The following is a 16,646-nucleotide window of genomic DNA, read 5'->3' on the forward strand; positions in this document are numbered from 1 at the left end:
ATGAAAATGATTTTTGCGCATGACCATTACTTTTATCATGTGTCTGGAGCAGTCTACTCTCCTGGTAAATTACCATATATTGCTTTCCAACGTTATCTTGAGCACTTTTCCAATATTACAGTTCTTTCGCGCTATAAGGATATGGAAGAGGTTAGCCCTAATTGGGTTCGTTCAGATGGAGACAATATATCTTTTGTTAAGCTAAAAAATTACTCATCTTTAAAAAAGTTAATTTTACCCGACACAGAGCAAAAAAAATTAGAAGAAATAGTACGCTCTAGCGATGCAATTGTAGTAAGACTGCCAAGTGAAATAGGGTTTAAAATTGCTTCATTAGCAAAAAAATTAGGTAAGCCTTATTTGGTTGAAGTAGTTGCTTGTCCATGGGATGCCATGATTGGTTATGGCTCGACGAAGTCATTGATATATGCTCCAGTTTTGAGATGGAGGATGCGAAATGTTGTTAGAAATGCATGGGGAGCTTTATATGTTACAGCTAAATTTTTACAAGAACGCTATCCTAATCATCATTACACCATTTCGGCATCAAATGTAGAGTTAGATACTGTAGATGAAAGTATAATCGAATTACGAACCCTGAAAATCTTAAGCAACAAGTCAACTTATAAATTAGGTTTAATAGGCTCTTTGGACAGCCCTCATAAGGGTTACGATGTAGCATATCATGCGTTGGCTAAACTGATCGGAAAAGGTGTGAAAGTTGAACTGCATATAGTGGGTGGTGGCGAAAAATACAAAAACATTCCATTAATCGAAAGCCTTGGGTTAAGTCAAAATATTATCTTTCATGGGATAAAAAAATCCGGTCTGGACATCTATAATTTTCTTGATCAAATAGATTTGTATATCCAACCAAGTTCTCAGGAAGGACTGCCTCGGGCTGTCATAGAAGCAATGTCAAGGGCATGCCCAGTAGTACTTAGTACTGCTGGAGGAATGCCGGAATTAGTCAGTGAGGAATTATTGCATAAGCCTAAGGATTTTGAACGTCTGGCGCGGATTATCCATCGTTTAAAAGATGATAAAGATATGCAAATTAAACTAGGTGTTGCTAACTATAATAAATCAATGGAATTCAATAGAAAAAAATTACATAAGCTACGTTACGACTTTTTTGGAAAATATAAAAGAATGCTTCAAGGTAATATAATGGACTAAATCATAATTATTGCTAATGAGGTTTTATGTTGAAAAATAAATCAGTCTTTATTTTCTTGTGCTGTTTTCTTTTCATATACGGGAAAGCATATGCAAATGAAATAAATATTTTGTGTGATGGAAAAAATGACGTATCTGGTAAGTTATCAAATCTTGGAGATGTTAATATTAATTTTACAGAAGGGACTTGTATTTTCTCTCAGCCTTTGGTTATTAATAGTAATGTGTCGCTTAACGGTGCTGGTAATAATAAAACAATTTTGAAAGCGCCGGGTAATCTCCCTCATGACATTTCATTCATTAGTTTAGGGAATAATGAATCTACTAAACCTGTAAGAGATGTATCAATACATAACCTGACCCTGTATGGGCAAAACGAAGAATTTGGTTTTTCTGAACATAATCATTTACTTAGTCTTAAGGGTGCGGAAAATGCCACAATTTCAAATAATAGGTTTTTAGCTTTTCAGGGAGACGCTATTTACATTGGCCGGGCTAAGGTGAAAAATAAAAATATCCAAATTAAAAACAATTACTTTGATGGCCTGAACTATAAAAATCGTAATGCGATATCTATCATCACAGGCGGAGATATTGACATTGAATCTAATTATTTCTATAGGACTACAATGCGTAATATGCCTGGTGCAATAGATCTAGAGCCAAATAATGGCAGTCAGCACTTTATACAACGAGTAAACATTAAAAATAATAAGTTCCTGAGCATTGGTGGTAAGGCCGCTATTGTTGTTAGTATTAGACATATCTATAACACAAAGATAAATAATATTACGATTGTTGATAATAAGATCTATAACACCAAAAGAGGCGTTTATGTATATGCTAAAAATCAAAATTCGAGCAGCATGCCACACGATTTTAATATAAGCAATAATCGTATTATAGGTGCTAATATAAGACCGCTTTTAGTGTGCAATATACAGAAAGTAAAAGTTGCGAGCAAGGATGTAGATTTCAACTCCTATTGTCCTTTAACACAACGCGCTCTTTCCCTTATGAATTAAATTTATTATTTACTTAAGCAAGGGCGATATTGCTATTTAAATATTTCTAGTAGTATATATAAATCTATGTAAGATGCCCCTAATATAAGTATCAGTACTGTTATACAATACCCACTTCTCGGATATTCCAGTTATTCAGGTATTAGAGTATCATCTATGTTTCGATTGAGCGATGAACAATCGCTTAGACCCCCTGACAGGAGTACATAATGTCCAAGCAACAGATCGGCGTCGTCGGTATGGCAGTGATGGGGCGCAACCTGGCGCTCAACATCGAAAGCCGTGGTTATACCGTCTCCGTTTTTAACCGCTCCCGTGAAAAGACCGAAGAGGTTATCGCCGAGAACCCTGGTAAGAAACTGGTTCCTTACTACACGGTGCAGGAGTTTGTTGAGTCCCTCGAAACGCCGCGTCGTATCCTGTTAATGGTAAAAGCGGGCGCGGGTACTGACAGCGCCATTGATTCCCTGAAACCGTATCTGGATAAAGGCGACATCATCATTGATGGTGGTAATACCTTCTTCCAGGACACTATTCGTCGTAACCGTGAGCTGTCTGAAGAAGGCTTCAACTTTATCGGTACTGGCGTGTCCGGTGGCGAAGAGGGCGCGCTTAAAGGGCCGTCAATCATGCCTGGCGGTCAGAAGGATGCTTACGAGCTTGTCGCTCCTATCCTGACCAAGATCGCCGCCGTTGCGGAAGATGGCGAACCTTGCGTGACTTATATCGGTCCGGATGGTGCAGGGCATTATGTGAAGATGGTGCACAACGGTATCGAATACGGCGACATGCAGCTGATCGCAGAAGCCTACGCTCTGCTGAAAGGTGGCCTCAATCTGTCTAACGATGAGCTGGCTTCTATTTTCACCGAGTGGAATGAAGGCGAGCTGAGCAGCTATCTGATCGACATCACCAAAGATATCTTCACTAAGAAAGATGAAGAGGGTAAATACCTGGTTGATGTGATTCTGGATGAAGCGGCTAACAAAGGTACCGGTAAATGGACCAGCCAGAGTTCACTGGATCTGGGCGAGCCGCTGTCGCTGATAACTGAGTCTGTGTTTGCTCGCTATATCTCATCTCTTAAAGAGCAGCGCGTAGCCGCCTCGAAAGTGCTGAGCGGTCCGCAGGCGAAACCGGCTGCTGATAAAGCTGAGTTTGTTGAGAAAGTTCGTCGTGCGCTCTATCTGGGTAAAATTGTTTCTTACGCTCAGGGCTTCTCACAGCTTCGCGCTGCGTCTGATGAGCACTGCTGGGATCTCAACTACGGCGAGATTGCGAAGATCTTCCGTGCGGGCTGTATCATTCGTGCCCAGTTCCTACAGAAGATCACCGATGCTTATGCCGAAAATGCGGGTATTGCTAACTTGCTGTTAGCGCCTTACTTCAAGCAGATTGCTGACGACTATCAGCAAGCGCTGCGTGATGTTGTGGCGTATGCAGTCCAGAATGGTATCCCGGTGCCGACCTTCTCCGCAGCCGTTGCCTACTATGACAGCTATCGTTCCGCTGTTTTGCCTGCCAACCTGATTCAGGCGCAGCGTGACTACTTTGGTGCGCATACTTATAAACGTACTGATAAAGACGGTGTGTTCCACACTGAATGGCTGGATTAATCTGATTTAGATAACTGTTAGAATAAAGCCCGGGGAAATAATAGCCCGGGCTTTTTTGCTTGCATTCCTTAATTTACACGCTCGTTTCTTAATAATTATAAGAAAAACCTTAGTGTCACTCGGTATTGTGCATGTACGCTCAAAAATACCCCACTTGACAGCCTATAAGCTCAGGGGGTAAAAACACTCACAGCTGATGGGTATCGCGGTGGCTGTATAGTCATCTCCCTCCAAATTTAAACTCACAAAAGTTGCTCTCTAATGAAAATAACAATTTCTGGTACAGGCTACGTTGGTTTATCAAATGGGATTTTGATTGCTCAAAATCATGAGGTTGTGGCGTTAGATATTGTCCCGGCTAAAGTGGACATGTTAAATCAGAAAAAGTCGCCTATTATCGATAAAGAGATCCAGCAATATTTGGCTGAGAAAGATCTGAATTTTCGTGCGACCATAGATAAGCGCGAAGCCTACCGTGATGCTGACTATGTGATCATTGCAACCCCGACAGACTACGATCCTAAAACCAACTATTTCAACACCTCATCGGTGGAAAGCGTGATTCGGGACGTCCTTGAGATTAACCCTTCAGCAGTAATGATCATTAAGTCAACTATCCCGGTAGGTTTTACCGAGGCGATTAAACAAGAGCTGAACGCTGATAACATAATCTTCTCCCCAGAATTCTTACGCGAAGGCAGGGCGCTTTATGATAACCTGCATCCGTCGCGTATTGTTATCGGCGAGCGTTCTGAGCGCGCCGAACGTTTTGCGGCGCTGCTGCAAGAAGGGGCCATCAAGAAAGATGTGCCGGTTCTGTTTACCGATTCGACAGAAGCCGAAGCGATTAAACTTTTTGCCAATACCTACCTGGCGATGCGCGTTGCCTATTTCAACGAGCTGGACAGCTATGCTGAAAGCCTGGGCCTGAATACGCGCCAGATTATTGAAGGCGTCTGCCTGGATCCGCGTATCGGTAGCCACTATAACAATCCTTCCTTTGGCTATGGCGGCTATTGTCTGCCGAAAGATACCAAGCAGCTTCTGGCGAACTATGAGACTGTCCCTAATAACCTGATTTCAGCTATTGTTGATGCTAACCGTACGCGTAAAGATTTTATTGCTGATTCAATACTGGCGCGGAAACCTGCTGTAGTAGGCGTGTATCGTTTGATCATGAAGAGCGGATCCGACAATTTCCGTGCTTCTTCAATTCAGGGGATCATGAAACGCGTTAAGGCGAAGGGCGTTGAGGTTATCGTTTATGAGCCAGTGATGGATGAAGATGAGTTTTTCCACTCTCGTGTGATCAAAGATCTTGATGCCTTTAAAAAAGAGGCCGACGTTATCATCTCGAATCGTATGGCTGAAGAGCTAACCGATGTCGCATCGAAGGTGTACACTCGCGACCTCTTTGGTGGCGATTGATAAAACGTTTACAGTAACATTTGTATAACAACAATAAAAAGCCCTCACGGTGAGGGCTTTTTATTTTTACACATTATAATATTGCTTATACCACTCCACGAAATTAGCGACGCCTTTCTTGACGCTAGTCTCAGGTTTAAAGCCAATCACTTCATACAGAGCCTGAGTATCAGCGCTTGTTTCTAATACATCTCCCGCCTGAATTGGCATCATATTTTTTTCTGCTTCAATTCCAAGAGCTTCTTCGAGTGCATTAATATAGTCCATTAATTCAACGGGGGAACTATTACCGATGTTGTAGACTCGATAAGGTGCAGAGCTTGTTGCGGGCGAGCCATTTTCTACGGTCCATTCAGCATCTACCTGAGGGATAACATCCTGAAGGCGAACAATTGCCTCGGCTATATCATCAATATAGGTAAAGTCACGTTTCATTTTGCCGTAGTTGTAGACATCAATACTTTTACCCGCAATCATGGCCTTAGTAAATTTGAAAAGAGCCATGTCAGGTCTTCCCCATGGACCGTATACGGTGAAGAAGCGCAGCCCGGTGGTTGGTAACCCGTAGAGATGCGAATAAGTATGTGACATTAGCTCATTTGCTTTTTTTGTCGCAGCATATAAAGACACCGGATGATCAACTGAATCTTCAGTTGAAAATGGCATCTTACGGTTTAAGCCATATACTGAGCTTGAGGAGGCATAAAGTAGATGTTTCACTTTGTTATGCCTGCATCCTTCAAGAATGTTCAAATGCCCCATCAGGTTAGACTCAGCATAAGCATGTGGGTTTTCAATTGAATAGCGAACTCCCGCTTGTGCTGCAAGATGAATAACCCGGTCGAACTTGCCCTCAGAAAAGAGTTGTTCCATTGCTATGCGGTCGGCGAGATCAATTTTTTTGAAAGTAAAAAGTGGCGATGTTATCTGCGCCAGACGAGCTTCTTTCAACGTAACTTCATAGTAATCATTAAGATTGTCGATCCCTGTGACTTCGTGACCTGCTTCGAGAAGGCGCTGAGATACGTGAAAACCGATAAACCCTGCCGCACCAGTGATCAGAAACTTCATGTATTTCTCCGGATATGAGTTTTTCCTTATCGGTCCTTATCTTACCGCGATTTATATTAGTTTCTAATCACTAATTTAGGTTTGGCTTATCACCTACTAAAAAATGTACTTATTGGCTAACTAAATATCATTTTTTGATAGGCTAAATCTTATATGCCTAATGCCATAGCATGATATGAGTTTACGCAGCAGCTCTGGATTCATGTTAAAAGTTGTTGGCATTTTCCGTTTAATCATGAATCACATCAAGGCATAGGGCATAGGGGCCATCGTTTATGAACCGGTAATGGCGGAAGATGCGTTCTTCCACTCACGCGTAGAACGCGATCTGGCTTTACTCAAAAATGAAGCGGATGTGATTGTCTCGAACCGTATGGCTGATGAACTGTCAGACGTGGTGGAGAAAGTGTATACGCGGGATTTATTTGGTGGAGATTAAACGATTATAGTAAAGGGCATTTGTCTCTCCTGCTTCAAACCCTGGCCTTCACAGGACAGGGGGCACATCAGATGTTGTTACCTCCGAAAATTCCCTCCTGAATCTCCTTCCCTAATATTAAATCCTCCTTGTTTGGCGCTAAATCATTAAGATATTCCAGCGGTTAGCTGTCACCATGAGCATGCAAATAATTGCGATGATTCTTAGCGCTCCCTTTGCTGAAAAGGTATACCGTAAGCGCAGTATTTGGCTTCGTCGTCATCTCAAATGGCCTATGCATTCAGTGGAAATATGAATAGAACCGACTATAATGGCGCAGCGTTGGGTACCCCCATACGTCTCAATTTAGTGACGCTGCGTTGGGATGATGTGCGATTCAAAGGTTCCCTATCATAACGATACGATTATGTGTGCCAGGGTGGAATAATGCTCCTTTGAATGTATTACGATTTGCACCGGGGGATCCCGCTGATTGCGGGGCGATACAATGCTTCACCGTATGTCTGGCAGTGAAAAACGTAACAGGTGTCCGCTGTGACTATTAAGTTCTGTTATGCTACCGTAGCAAAACAAAACTTACACAAATGATTGATAATCAATCTAAATTGTCGCTTGTATCTGCTAATGATACCAGGGACAATGGAGCAAATTTTTGGCTCATGCGCGGTCGGGAACGTTTGTTTCAGCCGGGTTCCCTGTTCAGGATACAAATCAGTGCACTGGTAGCTGTCAAGCCAGGGGCGGTAGCGTGCCTTTTGTTCTCTTTGCATACTGTTCATTTAATGATGTAGAAAATCTATGAGTTTAATAAAAAACAGTGTTTACAACCTGGCAGGATTCGCGATCCCTACCTTGATCGCAGTGCCAGCGTTAGGCTTTTTGGCTCGGGTAATTGGTGTTGAGGCTTTTGGTATTTTTACGCTTGCCTTTGCCATTGTAGGCTATGCCAGTATTTTTGATGCAGGATTGAGCAGGGCGGTAATAAGAGAGATTTCGATGTTCCGTGAGGACATGCGAGAACAGCAATATATTATCTCTACCGCAGGTATTGTCGTTTTTGTGTTGGGATTGCTGGCAGCCTTTCTCCTGCTGTTAAGCATCCCACATCTTGGCAGCTTGTTGAAAATTTCAGCGGGCATGGCCTCTGAAGCGCGAAGTTGTTTTTTAATGCTTGCGCTGATTATCCCTGTTTACCTTCTAAACCAGGTATGGCTAGCCTGGCTTGAGGGGCATGAAAACTTTATTAATATCAACGTTCAGCGTTCAATCAGTAACTCAGCCATTGCCGGATTGCCTGCGCTGTGCTGTATGTTTACGCCGTCGCTGACATCGGCGATCGCTGGGCTGGTGATTGGTCGTTTAATTTCTTTTTTGATCACTCTGGTGATTTGCCGGAAGATTATTTTCAGCAGCGGTATTCATTTCAATCGTGCCACTTTTTCCCGTCTGATCCGTTTTGGAGGATGGCTAACTGTGAGTAACATCATCAGTCCAATGATGGTGTATTTCGACCGCTTTGTGGTCTCTAACCTGCTCGGTGCCGATAAAATAGCTTATTATACTGCGCCTTCAGAAGGCGTAGGACGCTTGTTAAATATACCTGCGGCACTTGCCAGGGCACTGTTCCCAAAACTCAGTTATGCTCAGGACAGTGGGGAACGGACGAGACTCGAAAAACAAAGCTTTTTGCTGATGTCCGTTGCTTGCATTCCCATCGTAGTTATCTGTCTGCTTTTTGCTAAGCCGTTAATGACGTTGTGGATGGGGGCCGATGTAGGCGAGCATTCTGCCGTCATTTTACAGGTGCTTATTATTGGTTTTTATTTTAACGCCATCGCGCAAATTCCTTACTCCCTTATTCAGGCGGCCGGGCTGGCGAAATTCACTGCGTTTATTCATCTTATTGAAGTGGTTCCTTATCTCGTCGTTTTATATTTCTTAACGCTACACTTTGGCTTACTGGGTACAGCAATCGCATGGACAGGACGCGTGGCGATTGATGCATTGCTGTTAAATATTGTTGCAAAGAAAACCAGCAGACATAACAGTTAATATTATGAATTCTACATCAGCAGCAATTATTGTAACGTATAATCCAGATATCACCATACTGGATAAATTTATTGAAGTTTTGCTCCCTCAGGTGACTCAGGTTCTGATTATTGATAATAGCGAACCCGCTAAAGTTCTTGATTATCCAGGTGTTGAAGTTATTCGATTAAACGATAACATCGGTATTGCCGCGGCTCAGAATATTGGGGTGCAAAAGGCCATTGATAAAGGTTATGATTTTGTTTTTACTTTCGATCAGGATTCGCGTATTGCCAGTACTTTTTGTCGCGATATGATTGAAGAGTATCAATGTTATGAACAGCAATATCCCATTGCCTGCCTGGGGCCGGCCATCAATCAACAGCCGCAAAACAAGGGGTTGATTGAGAAAGATTTTATTATTTCTTCAGGTGCGCTTTTCCCTCTTCAGGCATTTAAAGATGTCGGATTGTTCAAAAGCGAATGGTTTATTGACATGATTGATGTTGAATGGAGTTATCGGGCACGAACTAAAGGGCTACTTTCTTTTGAGTCGACACGTGTGTTGATGCATCACAATATCGGTGAGAATGATTATCCCAGATTATTTAATCGGGAAGTGCGAATTGGTTCGCCAGTGAGGCAATATTACCTGGTACGTAACTGGATCTTTTCCCTCAAATCCGAGAGTTTTACTACAAAATACAAGCTCTACGTTCTTACGCTGCTTTTGAAAAAAATTCCTCTGTTTGCGCTGCTGGCACCGCGAAAAACACGTATTAAATTTATTATGCAGGGGCTTCGGGATGGCATTATGGGCAAAGGAGGGAAGTACTCATCGTGAATGAGGCTTCTGAATTTATGACTCAGGATATTACTGTTGATGTGATCCTCGCCGCCCATAATGGCGCGAAATATATTCAGGAACAGATTGATTCGATTTTGAATCAAACGCATACCGCACTTCGGATTATTGTTACTGATGATGGTTCTGAAGACAACACGGTCAATATTGTTAACGCCATTGCGTCAAAAGATCCACGGGTCTCATGTTATGTGTGCTCTGATGCGAAAGGCGTAGTGCAAAACTTTAATAATGGTATTCGTCATAGCAGGGCGGAGTATATTTTTTTCTGTGATCAGGATGACGTTTGGGAAAGCAATAAAATTGCCCTGATGCTCGCAGAGATCCGTAAGCACGAGTGGGTAGAAGGTAAAAAAGTCCCGTGCCTGGGGTTCTCGAACTTGCGAGTGGTCGATGAAAACCTCAGCGTTCTTGACGAAGACTTTTACCGCTTCTCAAATTTAAACCCGCGTCATAATCTGGCGCTGGGTTACTTGACCTGGCGTTCATCGGTATATGGCTGTACTACGATAATGAACTCCGTACTGTTGAAGGTGGCCGGTCTGGTTCCCGATAATATCGCCATGCACGATCACTGGTATGCTTTCCACGCCGCGCGCGCGGGAAATGTGTTTTATCTGGCGGAAAAGCTGGTCAACTATCGCCAGCATTCGGCTAACGTAGTGGGCGCGCACCAGCGCGGTTTCTCAGCACGTATTAAACGGGTCCGTAAAACACTATCTGGCATTCAGCGTTCGGTTATTTCGGCAAGAATGATGCTGGCTCTGCTGACCTTTAACGATATGTATCGCAGGATACCGTTAGCGCAAAGAATCGCTTTTTTAAAAGAGAACGTGATGCCCTATAATAAAGAGCGTCCTGCCTACAGCATGATCTTTTCAATACTTTGGTTGATTAATGGATAAGCTAATTGTTCTTTCAGGCGTCAATATGGTGGAAGGCGGAATTTTAACCGTTTACCGGACCATGATTGCCACCTTTAGCCGGTTTTCTGGCGTCAAACTCATCTGTCTGGTACACGATACTGTACTGTTTCAAGAGTTTACCGGCTTGCCAAATGTTGAGTTTCGCGAGTACAGAGACATCAAAACCAGCTGGTTTAAACGCCTGAAATTTGAATTCCTGACCAGTTACAGGTTAAGCCAGGAGATCAAACCTGACGCATGGATTTGCCTGCATGATATGTCCGCACGGGTGGCAACACCTGCTCAGTTTGTCTACTGCCATAATCCTTCGCCGTTTTATCAGTCCAGCGCTGTTGATTTAAAATATGACCGTACATTTTACCTTTTTACAAAGTTTTATCGGTTCTTGTACGGTATTAATATAAAAGCGAACCGCTATGTAATTGTTCAGCAACAGTGGATCGCCCGCTATTTTCAGAAAACCTACGGCGTCAACAATATGATGGTGGCGCGGCCTGTTGCTGAAATGAATAAGCAGGATAATGTTACCAGAGATACTACCGGTCACGCTGGCGTTAAGTCGTTGCTTTATCCTGCTTTTCCGCGAACATTTAAGAATTTTAGCGTGCTGGTCGAGGCGATGGACAAGCTTAAACAGCATCAGCCATCCGTTTACGAACGGATTGAGATCCTACTGACCTTTGATAAAGGAATGACCCGGTTTGGCGATTTCATTATTGAAGAATGTGAGAAACGCCAGCTCAACAACATTCGTTTTATTGGTTTGCAAAGCAAACAGCGTCTTGATGAAATGTATCGCCACGACGCTGATGCCCTGATCTTCCCCTCTAAGCTTGAAACGTGGGGGCTTCCGCTGTCTGAAGCGAAAGCGTTTAATGTGCCGATCCTTTCGGCCGATCTCCCTTACGCTCACGAAACGATAGGGGATTACGATAAGGTGGCTTTTTTTGAACCGGATAACGCCACGCAGTTGGCAGAGAAGCTGACTGCCTTCTGCGAGGGGAAAAATATCTTTGCTCCTGCCACTTTTGTAGACGATCCGGCGTTTCTGACCAGCCAAAGCTGGGATGCGTTAGCGAATAATATTCTTAAATCTTTGGACGTAAAATAATGAGTTCTTCTGTGAAAGTAGGTATTGCGGTTGTAACTTATAATGGTGGAAAGGTGTGGGAGCAGGCTGCTCATGCCATTCATCAGAATTGTCAGCCGGGTACAGACGTTTTAGTGGTCGATTCTCAAAGCCGTGATAATACACAGCAGGTTGCCAGACAATATGGTTTTACCGTGCATGAAATTGCTCAAAGTGAGTTTAATCACGGTGGCACGCGTAACGTGGCCATGGATGTTTTTCGTGACAAAGACTATGTCGTTCTGCTTACGCAGGATGCCATTCTTGCCAGTAATGATGCTGTTGCTAAGCTGGTTAGTTATATGGTTGAAAATGACCTTAGTGCGGCCTACGGTAAACAATTACCTCACCTCGACGCTAATGCTGTCGCGGCACATGCGCGTTACTTCAACTATGGCGATCGTTCACTCGTTAACCAGCAGCAGGATATTCCGCTGCGCGGGATTAAAACAGTCTTCATGTCGAATTCCTTTTCAGCGTACAAGGTGGCTGACTTTCAGCGCCTTGGCGGTTTCCCAACCGACACTATCTTGTGCGAAGACATGTACTTTGCCGCTAGAGCGATACAGCAACATTTAAAAACCGGCTACTGTGCGGATGCGGCGGCGCGCCATTCTCACAACTACTCAACCACTGAAGAGTTTAAGCGTTATTTTGATATCGGCGTGTTTCATTATGATGAACCCTGGATTCAAAAAGAGTTTAACGGCGTCTCCTCAGAAGGGAGCAAGTTCATAAAATCAGAAGTTAGCTATTTAATTAAACATAATCCATTATTACTGCCAAAAGCGTTTGCTAATAATGCTGCAAAATTACTTGGCTATAAACTTGGTTTGAAATACAAATCTCTGCCGTTTTCACTCGTCAAAAAAATGAGTATGCACAGACGGTACTGGGATAGCAGCGCTTATAACAGGTGAGTATAATGAGTAATAGTGTTCGTCATTTTATACCTAAATACCTTTTTGCATTAATGGATTTTGGTATTTATATTGCGTGTTTGTTTGTGGCAATGTGGTTAACGAAGCACTTTTTTGGTGGTGATCTCTCTCCTTTTTTACCTCAGGAAGACTACAACTATCGGGTGCTTTCGCATTTCATTCTCGGCTTTATCGCCGTCGCCTGGTTTGGGATACGTTTGCGCCACTACACCTACCGGAAACCTTTCTGGAACGAGCTTAAGGAAATATTGCGTACCATCGTGATTTTCGCCGTTATCGATTTGGCAATGGTCGCTTTTTCTAAATGGCATTTTTCTCGCTACCTGTGGGCATTTACCTGGTGTGGCATTTTTGTGTTCATTCCAGTAGGCAGAAAACTTATCAAGCTGCTGCTCAATAAACTGGGCATGTGGAAGAAAAAGACCATTATCCTTGGCGGTGGCATCAATGCTTATGATGCCTATCAGGCGCTGATGAGCGAGAAGAACCTGGGCTACGACATCCAGTATTTTTACTCTATCAATGGTCATGATGTGCCCATTAACGGAGACATTAAAGTGCTGAGCGCCGAGGAGGAAATTTATCGCCTCGATGATTATAAAAACATCCAGTATATACTCGCTTTTGACGAAAGCGATGCTCAGCAGCTGGAGAGATGGCTTAAAAACCTGACCAAGAAAAAATGCCGCTCAATTTCTGTCATCCCGACCATTCGTGGTGTACCTCTGTACGGTACGGATATGGCGTTTATCTTCAGTCATGAAGTCCTGCTGTTGCGGGTAAATAACAACCTTGCTAAACGCAGTTCTCGCTTTGTTAAGCGGACGTTTGATATCGTGGTTTCTACGCTATTGCTCATCATACTTTCGCCGCTATTTATCTATCTCAGCCTGCAAGTCAAAAAAGATGGTGGCTATGCAATTTACGGGCATGAACGGGTAGGGCGACGAGGCCGTCTCTTTAAATGCCTGAAGTTTCGTTCAATGGTAATGAATTCTCAGGAAGTCTTGCAGAACTTGCTGGAAAACGATCCGGCGGCACGGGCGGAATGGGATAAAGACTTTAAGCTGCGCGATGATCCACGTATTACGCCTATCGGCAAGTTTATCCGTCGCACCAGTCTTGATGAATTGCCGCAGTTGTTTAACGTATTGAAAGGCGAGATGAGTCTGGTCGGGCCCAGACCGGTAATTGCCGAAGAACTGCTGCGCTACTGTGACGATGCGGACTACTACCGTATGGCAAAACCGGGTATGACCGGCCTGTGGCAGGTCAGCGGGCGAAATGACGTTGATTATGAAAAGCGCGTCTACTTTGATTCGTGGTACGTCAAGAACTGGTCTTTGTGGAATGATATCGTAATATTGTTCAAAACTGTCAGCGTCGTTCTGAAACGCGACGGCGCATATTAAAAGTACGAAAGGAATGATGATGAAAGTAATTGACACCAAAATCGCGGGTGTAAAGATTATCGAACCCCGCGTTTTTGAAGATGCGCGTGGTTTTTTTCTGGAAACCTTTAATGCCCAGCGCTACAAGGAAATGCTGAATATCGATCTTGATTTTATTCAGGATAACCATTCACGTTCGGTTAAGAATGTTCTGCGCGGCCTGCATCTGCAAACCAATAACCCGCAGGGCAAACTGGTCCGCGTGGTACAGGGTGAAGTGCTGGACGTAGCCGTCGACATCCGCAAAGACTCCCCGACCTTCGGTGTCTGGGAATCCGTGATCCTTAGCGAAAGCAACAAAAAGCAGTTCTGGATCCCGCCAGGACTTGCCCACGGTTTTGTCGTCCTTTCCGATACCGTCGATTTTGAATACAAATGTACGAACTATTACGATCCGCAAAGTGAGAAATGCATTCTGTGGAATGATACCGATCTGAATATCGACTGGCAGGTCACCGATCCTATTCTGTCTGAGAAAGATATGAAAGGAATGACTTTCAAAGAATACGTTGCTCAACTTTAAATAATTAAGACATAAAGGTCCATTTGATGAAAATTCTGGTAACGGGTGGCGCGGGTTTTATTGGTTCTGCGGTGGTTCGTCATATTATTGAGAACACAGCCGATCACGTTGTTAATGTTGATAAATTAACTTACGCCGGTAACCTCGAGTCACTGGAAAGCGTGGCTGACAGTGAGCGCTACGCTTTTGAAAAAGCAGATATCTGTGATAAGGCAGCCATGGAGCGTATTTTTGCCGATCACCAGCCTGATTTAGTTATGCATCTGGCGGCAGAGAGCCATGTGGATCGTTCTATTACCGGTCCGGCTGATTTTATCGAAACCAACGTGGTAGGGACTTACACGCTGTTAGAAGCTGCGCGAGCTTACTGGAATCAACTGGATGCTGCACGCAAAGCGGCGTTTCGTTTCCATCATATTTCGACTGATGAAGTTTACGGTGATTTGCCGCATCCGGACGAATGGACCAGCAGCGAAGCGCTGCCGCTTTTCACCGAGACTACCGCTTATGCACCAAGTAGCCCGTATTCTGCGTCCAAAGCCTCCAGCGATCATCTCGTTCGTGCCTGGAAACGCACTTACGGGTTGCCTACCATCGTGACCAACTGCTCCAACAATTACGGTCCGTTCCATTTCCCGGAAAAACTGATCCCGCTGGTGATCCTGAATGCGCTGGAAGGTAAGCCGCTGCCGATTTATGGCAAAGGCGATCAGATCCGCGACTGGTTGTACGTTGAAGATCACGCCCGTGCACTGTATTGCGTGCTGACCCAGGGCAAACCGGGTGAGACCTATAACATTGGCGGTCATAACGAGAAGAAAAATATCGAAGTGGTGCATACCATTTGCGATCTACTTAATGAACTCGCGCCGTCCGCAACGTCTTATCGTGAGCTGATTACGTGGGTAGCTGACCGTCCGGGTCACGATCGTCGTTATGCGATTGACGCCGATAAAATTCAGCGTGAACTGAACTGGGCACCGCAGGAGAGCTTTGAAACGGGCATCCGTAAAACGGTGCAGTGGTATCTGGATAATCAGGCGTGGGTAAATAACGTTAAAAGCGGTGCCTATGCAAACTGGATCGATCAGAACTATAAGGATCGCGCGTAATGAACATTCTGTTATTCGGTAAGAGTGGTCAGGTAGGCTGGGAGCTTCAGCGTGCGCTGGCTCCGCTCGGTAATCTGACGGCGCTGGATTTTAATTCCACGGATTTTTGCGGCGATTTCACCAACCCTGAAGGTGTTGCTGAAACGGTACGTCGCTTGCAGCCGGATGTGATTGTCAACGCGGCGGCACATACCGCCGTGGATAAAGCGGAATCGGAACCCGATCTGGCGTACCTGCTGAACGCACAGAGCGTCGAAGCTATCGCTCGTGAGGCGCAGAAGCTGGGGGCCTGGGTCGTTCACTACTCTACCGATTACGTTTTCCCTGGTGATGGTGAAACGCCGTGGAAAGAGACGGATGCGACCGGGCCACTCAATGTGTATGGCGAAACGAAGCTTGCCGGTGAGCAAGTGTTGCAGCAGCACTGCGACAAACATCTAATTTTCCGTACCAGTTGGGTATATGCCGGGAAGGGCAACAACTTTGCCAAAACCATGCTGAATCTGGCGAAAACTCGCGACACGCTTTCCATTATCAGCGACCAGTTTGGTGCGCCGACCGGCGCAGAATTACTGGCCGACTGTACCGCTCATGCTATTCGAACCGCGCTGGTGAAGCCTGAAGTCGCGGGCCTTTATCATCTTGTGGCTTCTGGCATGACTACCTGGGCTGACTATGCAGAGCTGGTTTTTGCAAAAGCGCGTCAGGCGGGTATTGAGCTTGCGGTACAGGACATTAAGAAAGTGCCTACCAGTGCTTATCCGACCCCGGCGCGTCGCCCAAGTAACTCACGCCTGTCGACAGAAAAATTCCAGAGCACGTTTAATCTGCAATTGCCTCAGTGGCAGGTTGGCGTTGAAAGAATGCTGGAAGAACTGTTTACGGCCGCCGCTGTTTAATCGCTGCGCTT

General features: G+C 44.5%; 14 protein-coding genes and 1 pseudogene. 14 read left to right on the forward strand and 1 reads right to left on the reverse strand.

The genetic code is table 11. The annotated features are described in order from the left end of the window. The 4 genes from INT84_RS08595 to ugd all read left to right on the forward strand — a co-directional run bounded on the left by INT84_RS08595 (window position 1) and on the right by ugd (window position 5,248). Window positions 1-1,179, forward strand: coding sequence for a glycosyltransferase family 4 protein (locus INT84_RS08595; RefSeq protein WP_194206470.1), 1,179 nt, complete (start codon window positions 1-3; stop codon window positions 1,177-1,179). 26 nt (window positions 1,180-1,205) lie between these two features. Next, window positions 1,206-2,204, forward strand: coding sequence for a hypothetical protein (locus tag INT84_RS08600; RefSeq protein ID WP_194206471.1), 999 nt, complete (start codon window positions 1,206-1,208; stop codon window positions 2,202-2,204). A gap of 209 nt (window positions 2,205-2,413) precedes the next feature. Continuing rightward, window positions 2,414-3,820 (forward strand): NADP-dependent phosphogluconate dehydrogenase, encoded by a 1,407-nt coding sequence (gndA, locus tag INT84_RS08605; RefSeq protein ID WP_194206472.1) that lies wholly within the window; start codon window positions 2,414-2,416, stop codon window positions 3,818-3,820. A 261-nt stretch (window positions 3,821-4,081) separates the two neighbouring features. After that, window positions 4,082-5,248 (forward strand): UDP-glucose 6-dehydrogenase, encoded by a 1,167-nt coding sequence (ugd, locus tag INT84_RS08610; RefSeq protein WP_194206473.1) that lies wholly within the window; start codon window positions 4,082-4,084, stop codon window positions 5,246-5,248. A 66-nt stretch (window positions 5,249-5,314) separates the two neighbouring features. On the opposite strand, the gene INT84_RS08615 is transcribed toward ugd, so the two are convergent. Continuing rightward, on the reverse strand, window positions 5,315-6,319 hold the full coding sequence (locus INT84_RS08615) for an NAD-dependent epimerase (protein ID WP_194206474.1): 1,005 nt from the start codon (window positions 6,317-6,319) through the stop codon (window positions 5,315-5,317). A gap of 208 nt (window positions 6,320-6,527) precedes the next feature. Between INT84_RS08615 and INT84_RS08620 the strand changes: the two are divergent. The 10 genes and pseudogenes from INT84_RS08620 to rfbD all read left to right on the forward strand — a co-directional run. After that, window positions 6,528-6,758: pseudogene (locus INT84_RS08620) on the forward strand (UDP-glucose 6-dehydrogenase); the annotation flags it as partial. A 798-nt stretch (window positions 6,759-7,556) separates the two neighbouring features. Next, the gene (locus INT84_RS08625) at window positions 7,557-8,810 is read left to right on the forward strand and encodes a flippase (protein ID WP_194206475.1); all 1,254 of its coding nucleotides are present in this window, start codon (window positions 7,557-7,559) and stop codon (window positions 8,808-8,810) included. Window positions 8,811-8,814: 4 nt separating this feature from the next. Further along, a complete protein-coding gene (locus INT84_RS08630; protein ID WP_194206476.1) occupies window positions 8,815-9,633 on the forward strand; it encodes a glycosyltransferase family 2 protein in 819 nt (272 codons plus the stop codon). Further along, complete coding sequence (locus INT84_RS08635) at window positions 9,630-10,559, forward strand: glycosyltransferase family 2 protein (protein WP_370529645.1); 930 nt, start codon at window positions 9,630-9,632, stop codon at window positions 10,557-10,559. The genes INT84_RS08630 and INT84_RS08635 overlap by 4 nt, the downstream gene beginning before the upstream one ends. After that, on the forward strand, window positions 10,552-11,691 hold the full coding sequence (locus tag INT84_RS08640; RefSeq protein WP_194206477.1) for a glycosyltransferase: 1,140 nt from the start codon (window positions 10,552-10,554) through the stop codon (window positions 11,689-11,691). Before INT84_RS08635 ends, INT84_RS08640 begins: the two co-directional genes overlap by 8 nt. Further along, a complete protein-coding gene (locus INT84_RS08645) occupies window positions 11,691-12,629 on the forward strand; it encodes a glycosyltransferase family 2 protein (RefSeq protein WP_194206478.1) in 939 nt (312 codons plus the stop codon). Before INT84_RS08640 ends, INT84_RS08645 begins: the two co-directional genes overlap by 1 nt. A 5-nt stretch (window positions 12,630-12,634) precedes the next feature. Beyond that, a complete protein-coding gene (gene wbaP / locus INT84_RS08650) occupies window positions 12,635-14,062 on the forward strand; it encodes an undecaprenyl-phosphate galactose phosphotransferase WbaP (RefSeq protein ID WP_194206479.1) in 1,428 nt (475 codons plus the stop codon). A gap of 19 nt (window positions 14,063-14,081) precedes the next feature. Continuing rightward, window positions 14,082-14,624 carry a dTDP-4-dehydrorhamnose 3,5-epimerase gene (rfbC, locus tag INT84_RS08655; protein ID WP_194206480.1) on the forward strand — a complete coding sequence of 181 codons (543 nt, stop codon included), beginning with the start codon at window positions 14,082-14,084 and terminating at the stop codon, window positions 14,622-14,624. A 26-nt stretch (window positions 14,625-14,650) separates the two neighbouring features. Then, window positions 14,651-15,736, forward strand: coding sequence for a dTDP-glucose 4,6-dehydratase (rfbB, locus tag INT84_RS08660; protein ID WP_194206481.1), 1,086 nt, complete (start codon window positions 14,651-14,653; stop codon window positions 15,734-15,736). Then, entirely contained in the window at window positions 15,736-16,635 is a 900-nt protein-coding gene (gene rfbD / locus INT84_RS08665) for a dTDP-4-dehydrorhamnose reductase (protein WP_194206482.1), read from the forward strand. Before rfbB ends, rfbD begins: the two co-directional genes overlap by 1 nt. Window positions 16,636-16,646: the final 11 nt, after the last annotated feature.

It is taken from the genome of Superficieibacter sp. 1612_C1, from assembly GCF_015234305.1.
Lineage (GTDB): Bacteria > Pseudomonadota > Gammaproteobacteria > Enterobacterales > Enterobacteriaceae > Superficieibacter.

What these genes read in the sequence shown, in the direction of transcription:
- INT84_RS08595 (WP_194206470.1), top strand. Translation starts at nt 1, where the DNA reads ATGAAAATGATTTTTGCGCATGACCATTACTTTTATCATGTGTCTGGA.
- INT84_RS08600 (WP_194206471.1), top strand. Translation starts at nt 1,206, where the DNA reads ATGTTGAAAAATAAATCAGTCTTTATTTTCTTGTGCTGTTTTCTTTTC.
- gndA (WP_194206472.1), top strand. Translation starts at nt 2,414, where the DNA reads ATGTCCAAGCAACAGATCGGCGTCGTCGGTATGGCAGTGATGGGGCGC.
- ugd (WP_194206473.1), top strand. Translation starts at nt 4,082, where the DNA reads ATGAAAATAACAATTTCTGGTACAGGCTACGTTGGTTTATCAAATGGG.
- INT84_RS08615 (WP_194206474.1), bottom strand. Translation starts at nt 6,319, where the DNA reads ATGAAGTTTCTGATCACTGGTGCGGCAGGGTTTATCGGTTTTCACGTA.
- INT84_RS08625 (WP_194206475.1), top strand. Translation starts at nt 7,557, where the DNA reads ATGAGTTTAATAAAAAACAGTGTTTACAACCTGGCAGGATTCGCGATC.
- INT84_RS08630 (WP_194206476.1), top strand. Translation starts at nt 8,815, where the DNA reads ATGAATTCTACATCAGCAGCAATTATTGTAACGTATAATCCAGATATC.
- INT84_RS08640 (WP_194206477.1), top strand. Translation starts at nt 10,552, where the DNA reads ATGGATAAGCTAATTGTTCTTTCAGGCGTCAATATGGTGGAAGGCGGA.
- INT84_RS08645 (WP_194206478.1), top strand. Translation starts at nt 11,691, where the DNA reads ATGAGTTCTTCTGTGAAAGTAGGTATTGCGGTTGTAACTTATAATGGT.
- wbaP (WP_194206479.1), top strand. Translation starts at nt 12,635, where the DNA reads ATGAGTAATAGTGTTCGTCATTTTATACCTAAATACCTTTTTGCATTA.
- rfbC (WP_194206480.1), top strand. Translation starts at nt 14,082, where the DNA reads ATGAAAGTAATTGACACCAAAATCGCGGGTGTAAAGATTATCGAACCC.
- rfbB (WP_194206481.1), top strand. Translation starts at nt 14,651, where the DNA reads ATGAAAATTCTGGTAACGGGTGGCGCGGGTTTTATTGGTTCTGCGGTG.
- rfbD (WP_194206482.1), top strand. Translation starts at nt 15,736, where the DNA reads ATGAACATTCTGTTATTCGGTAAGAGTGGTCAGGTAGGCTGGGAGCTT.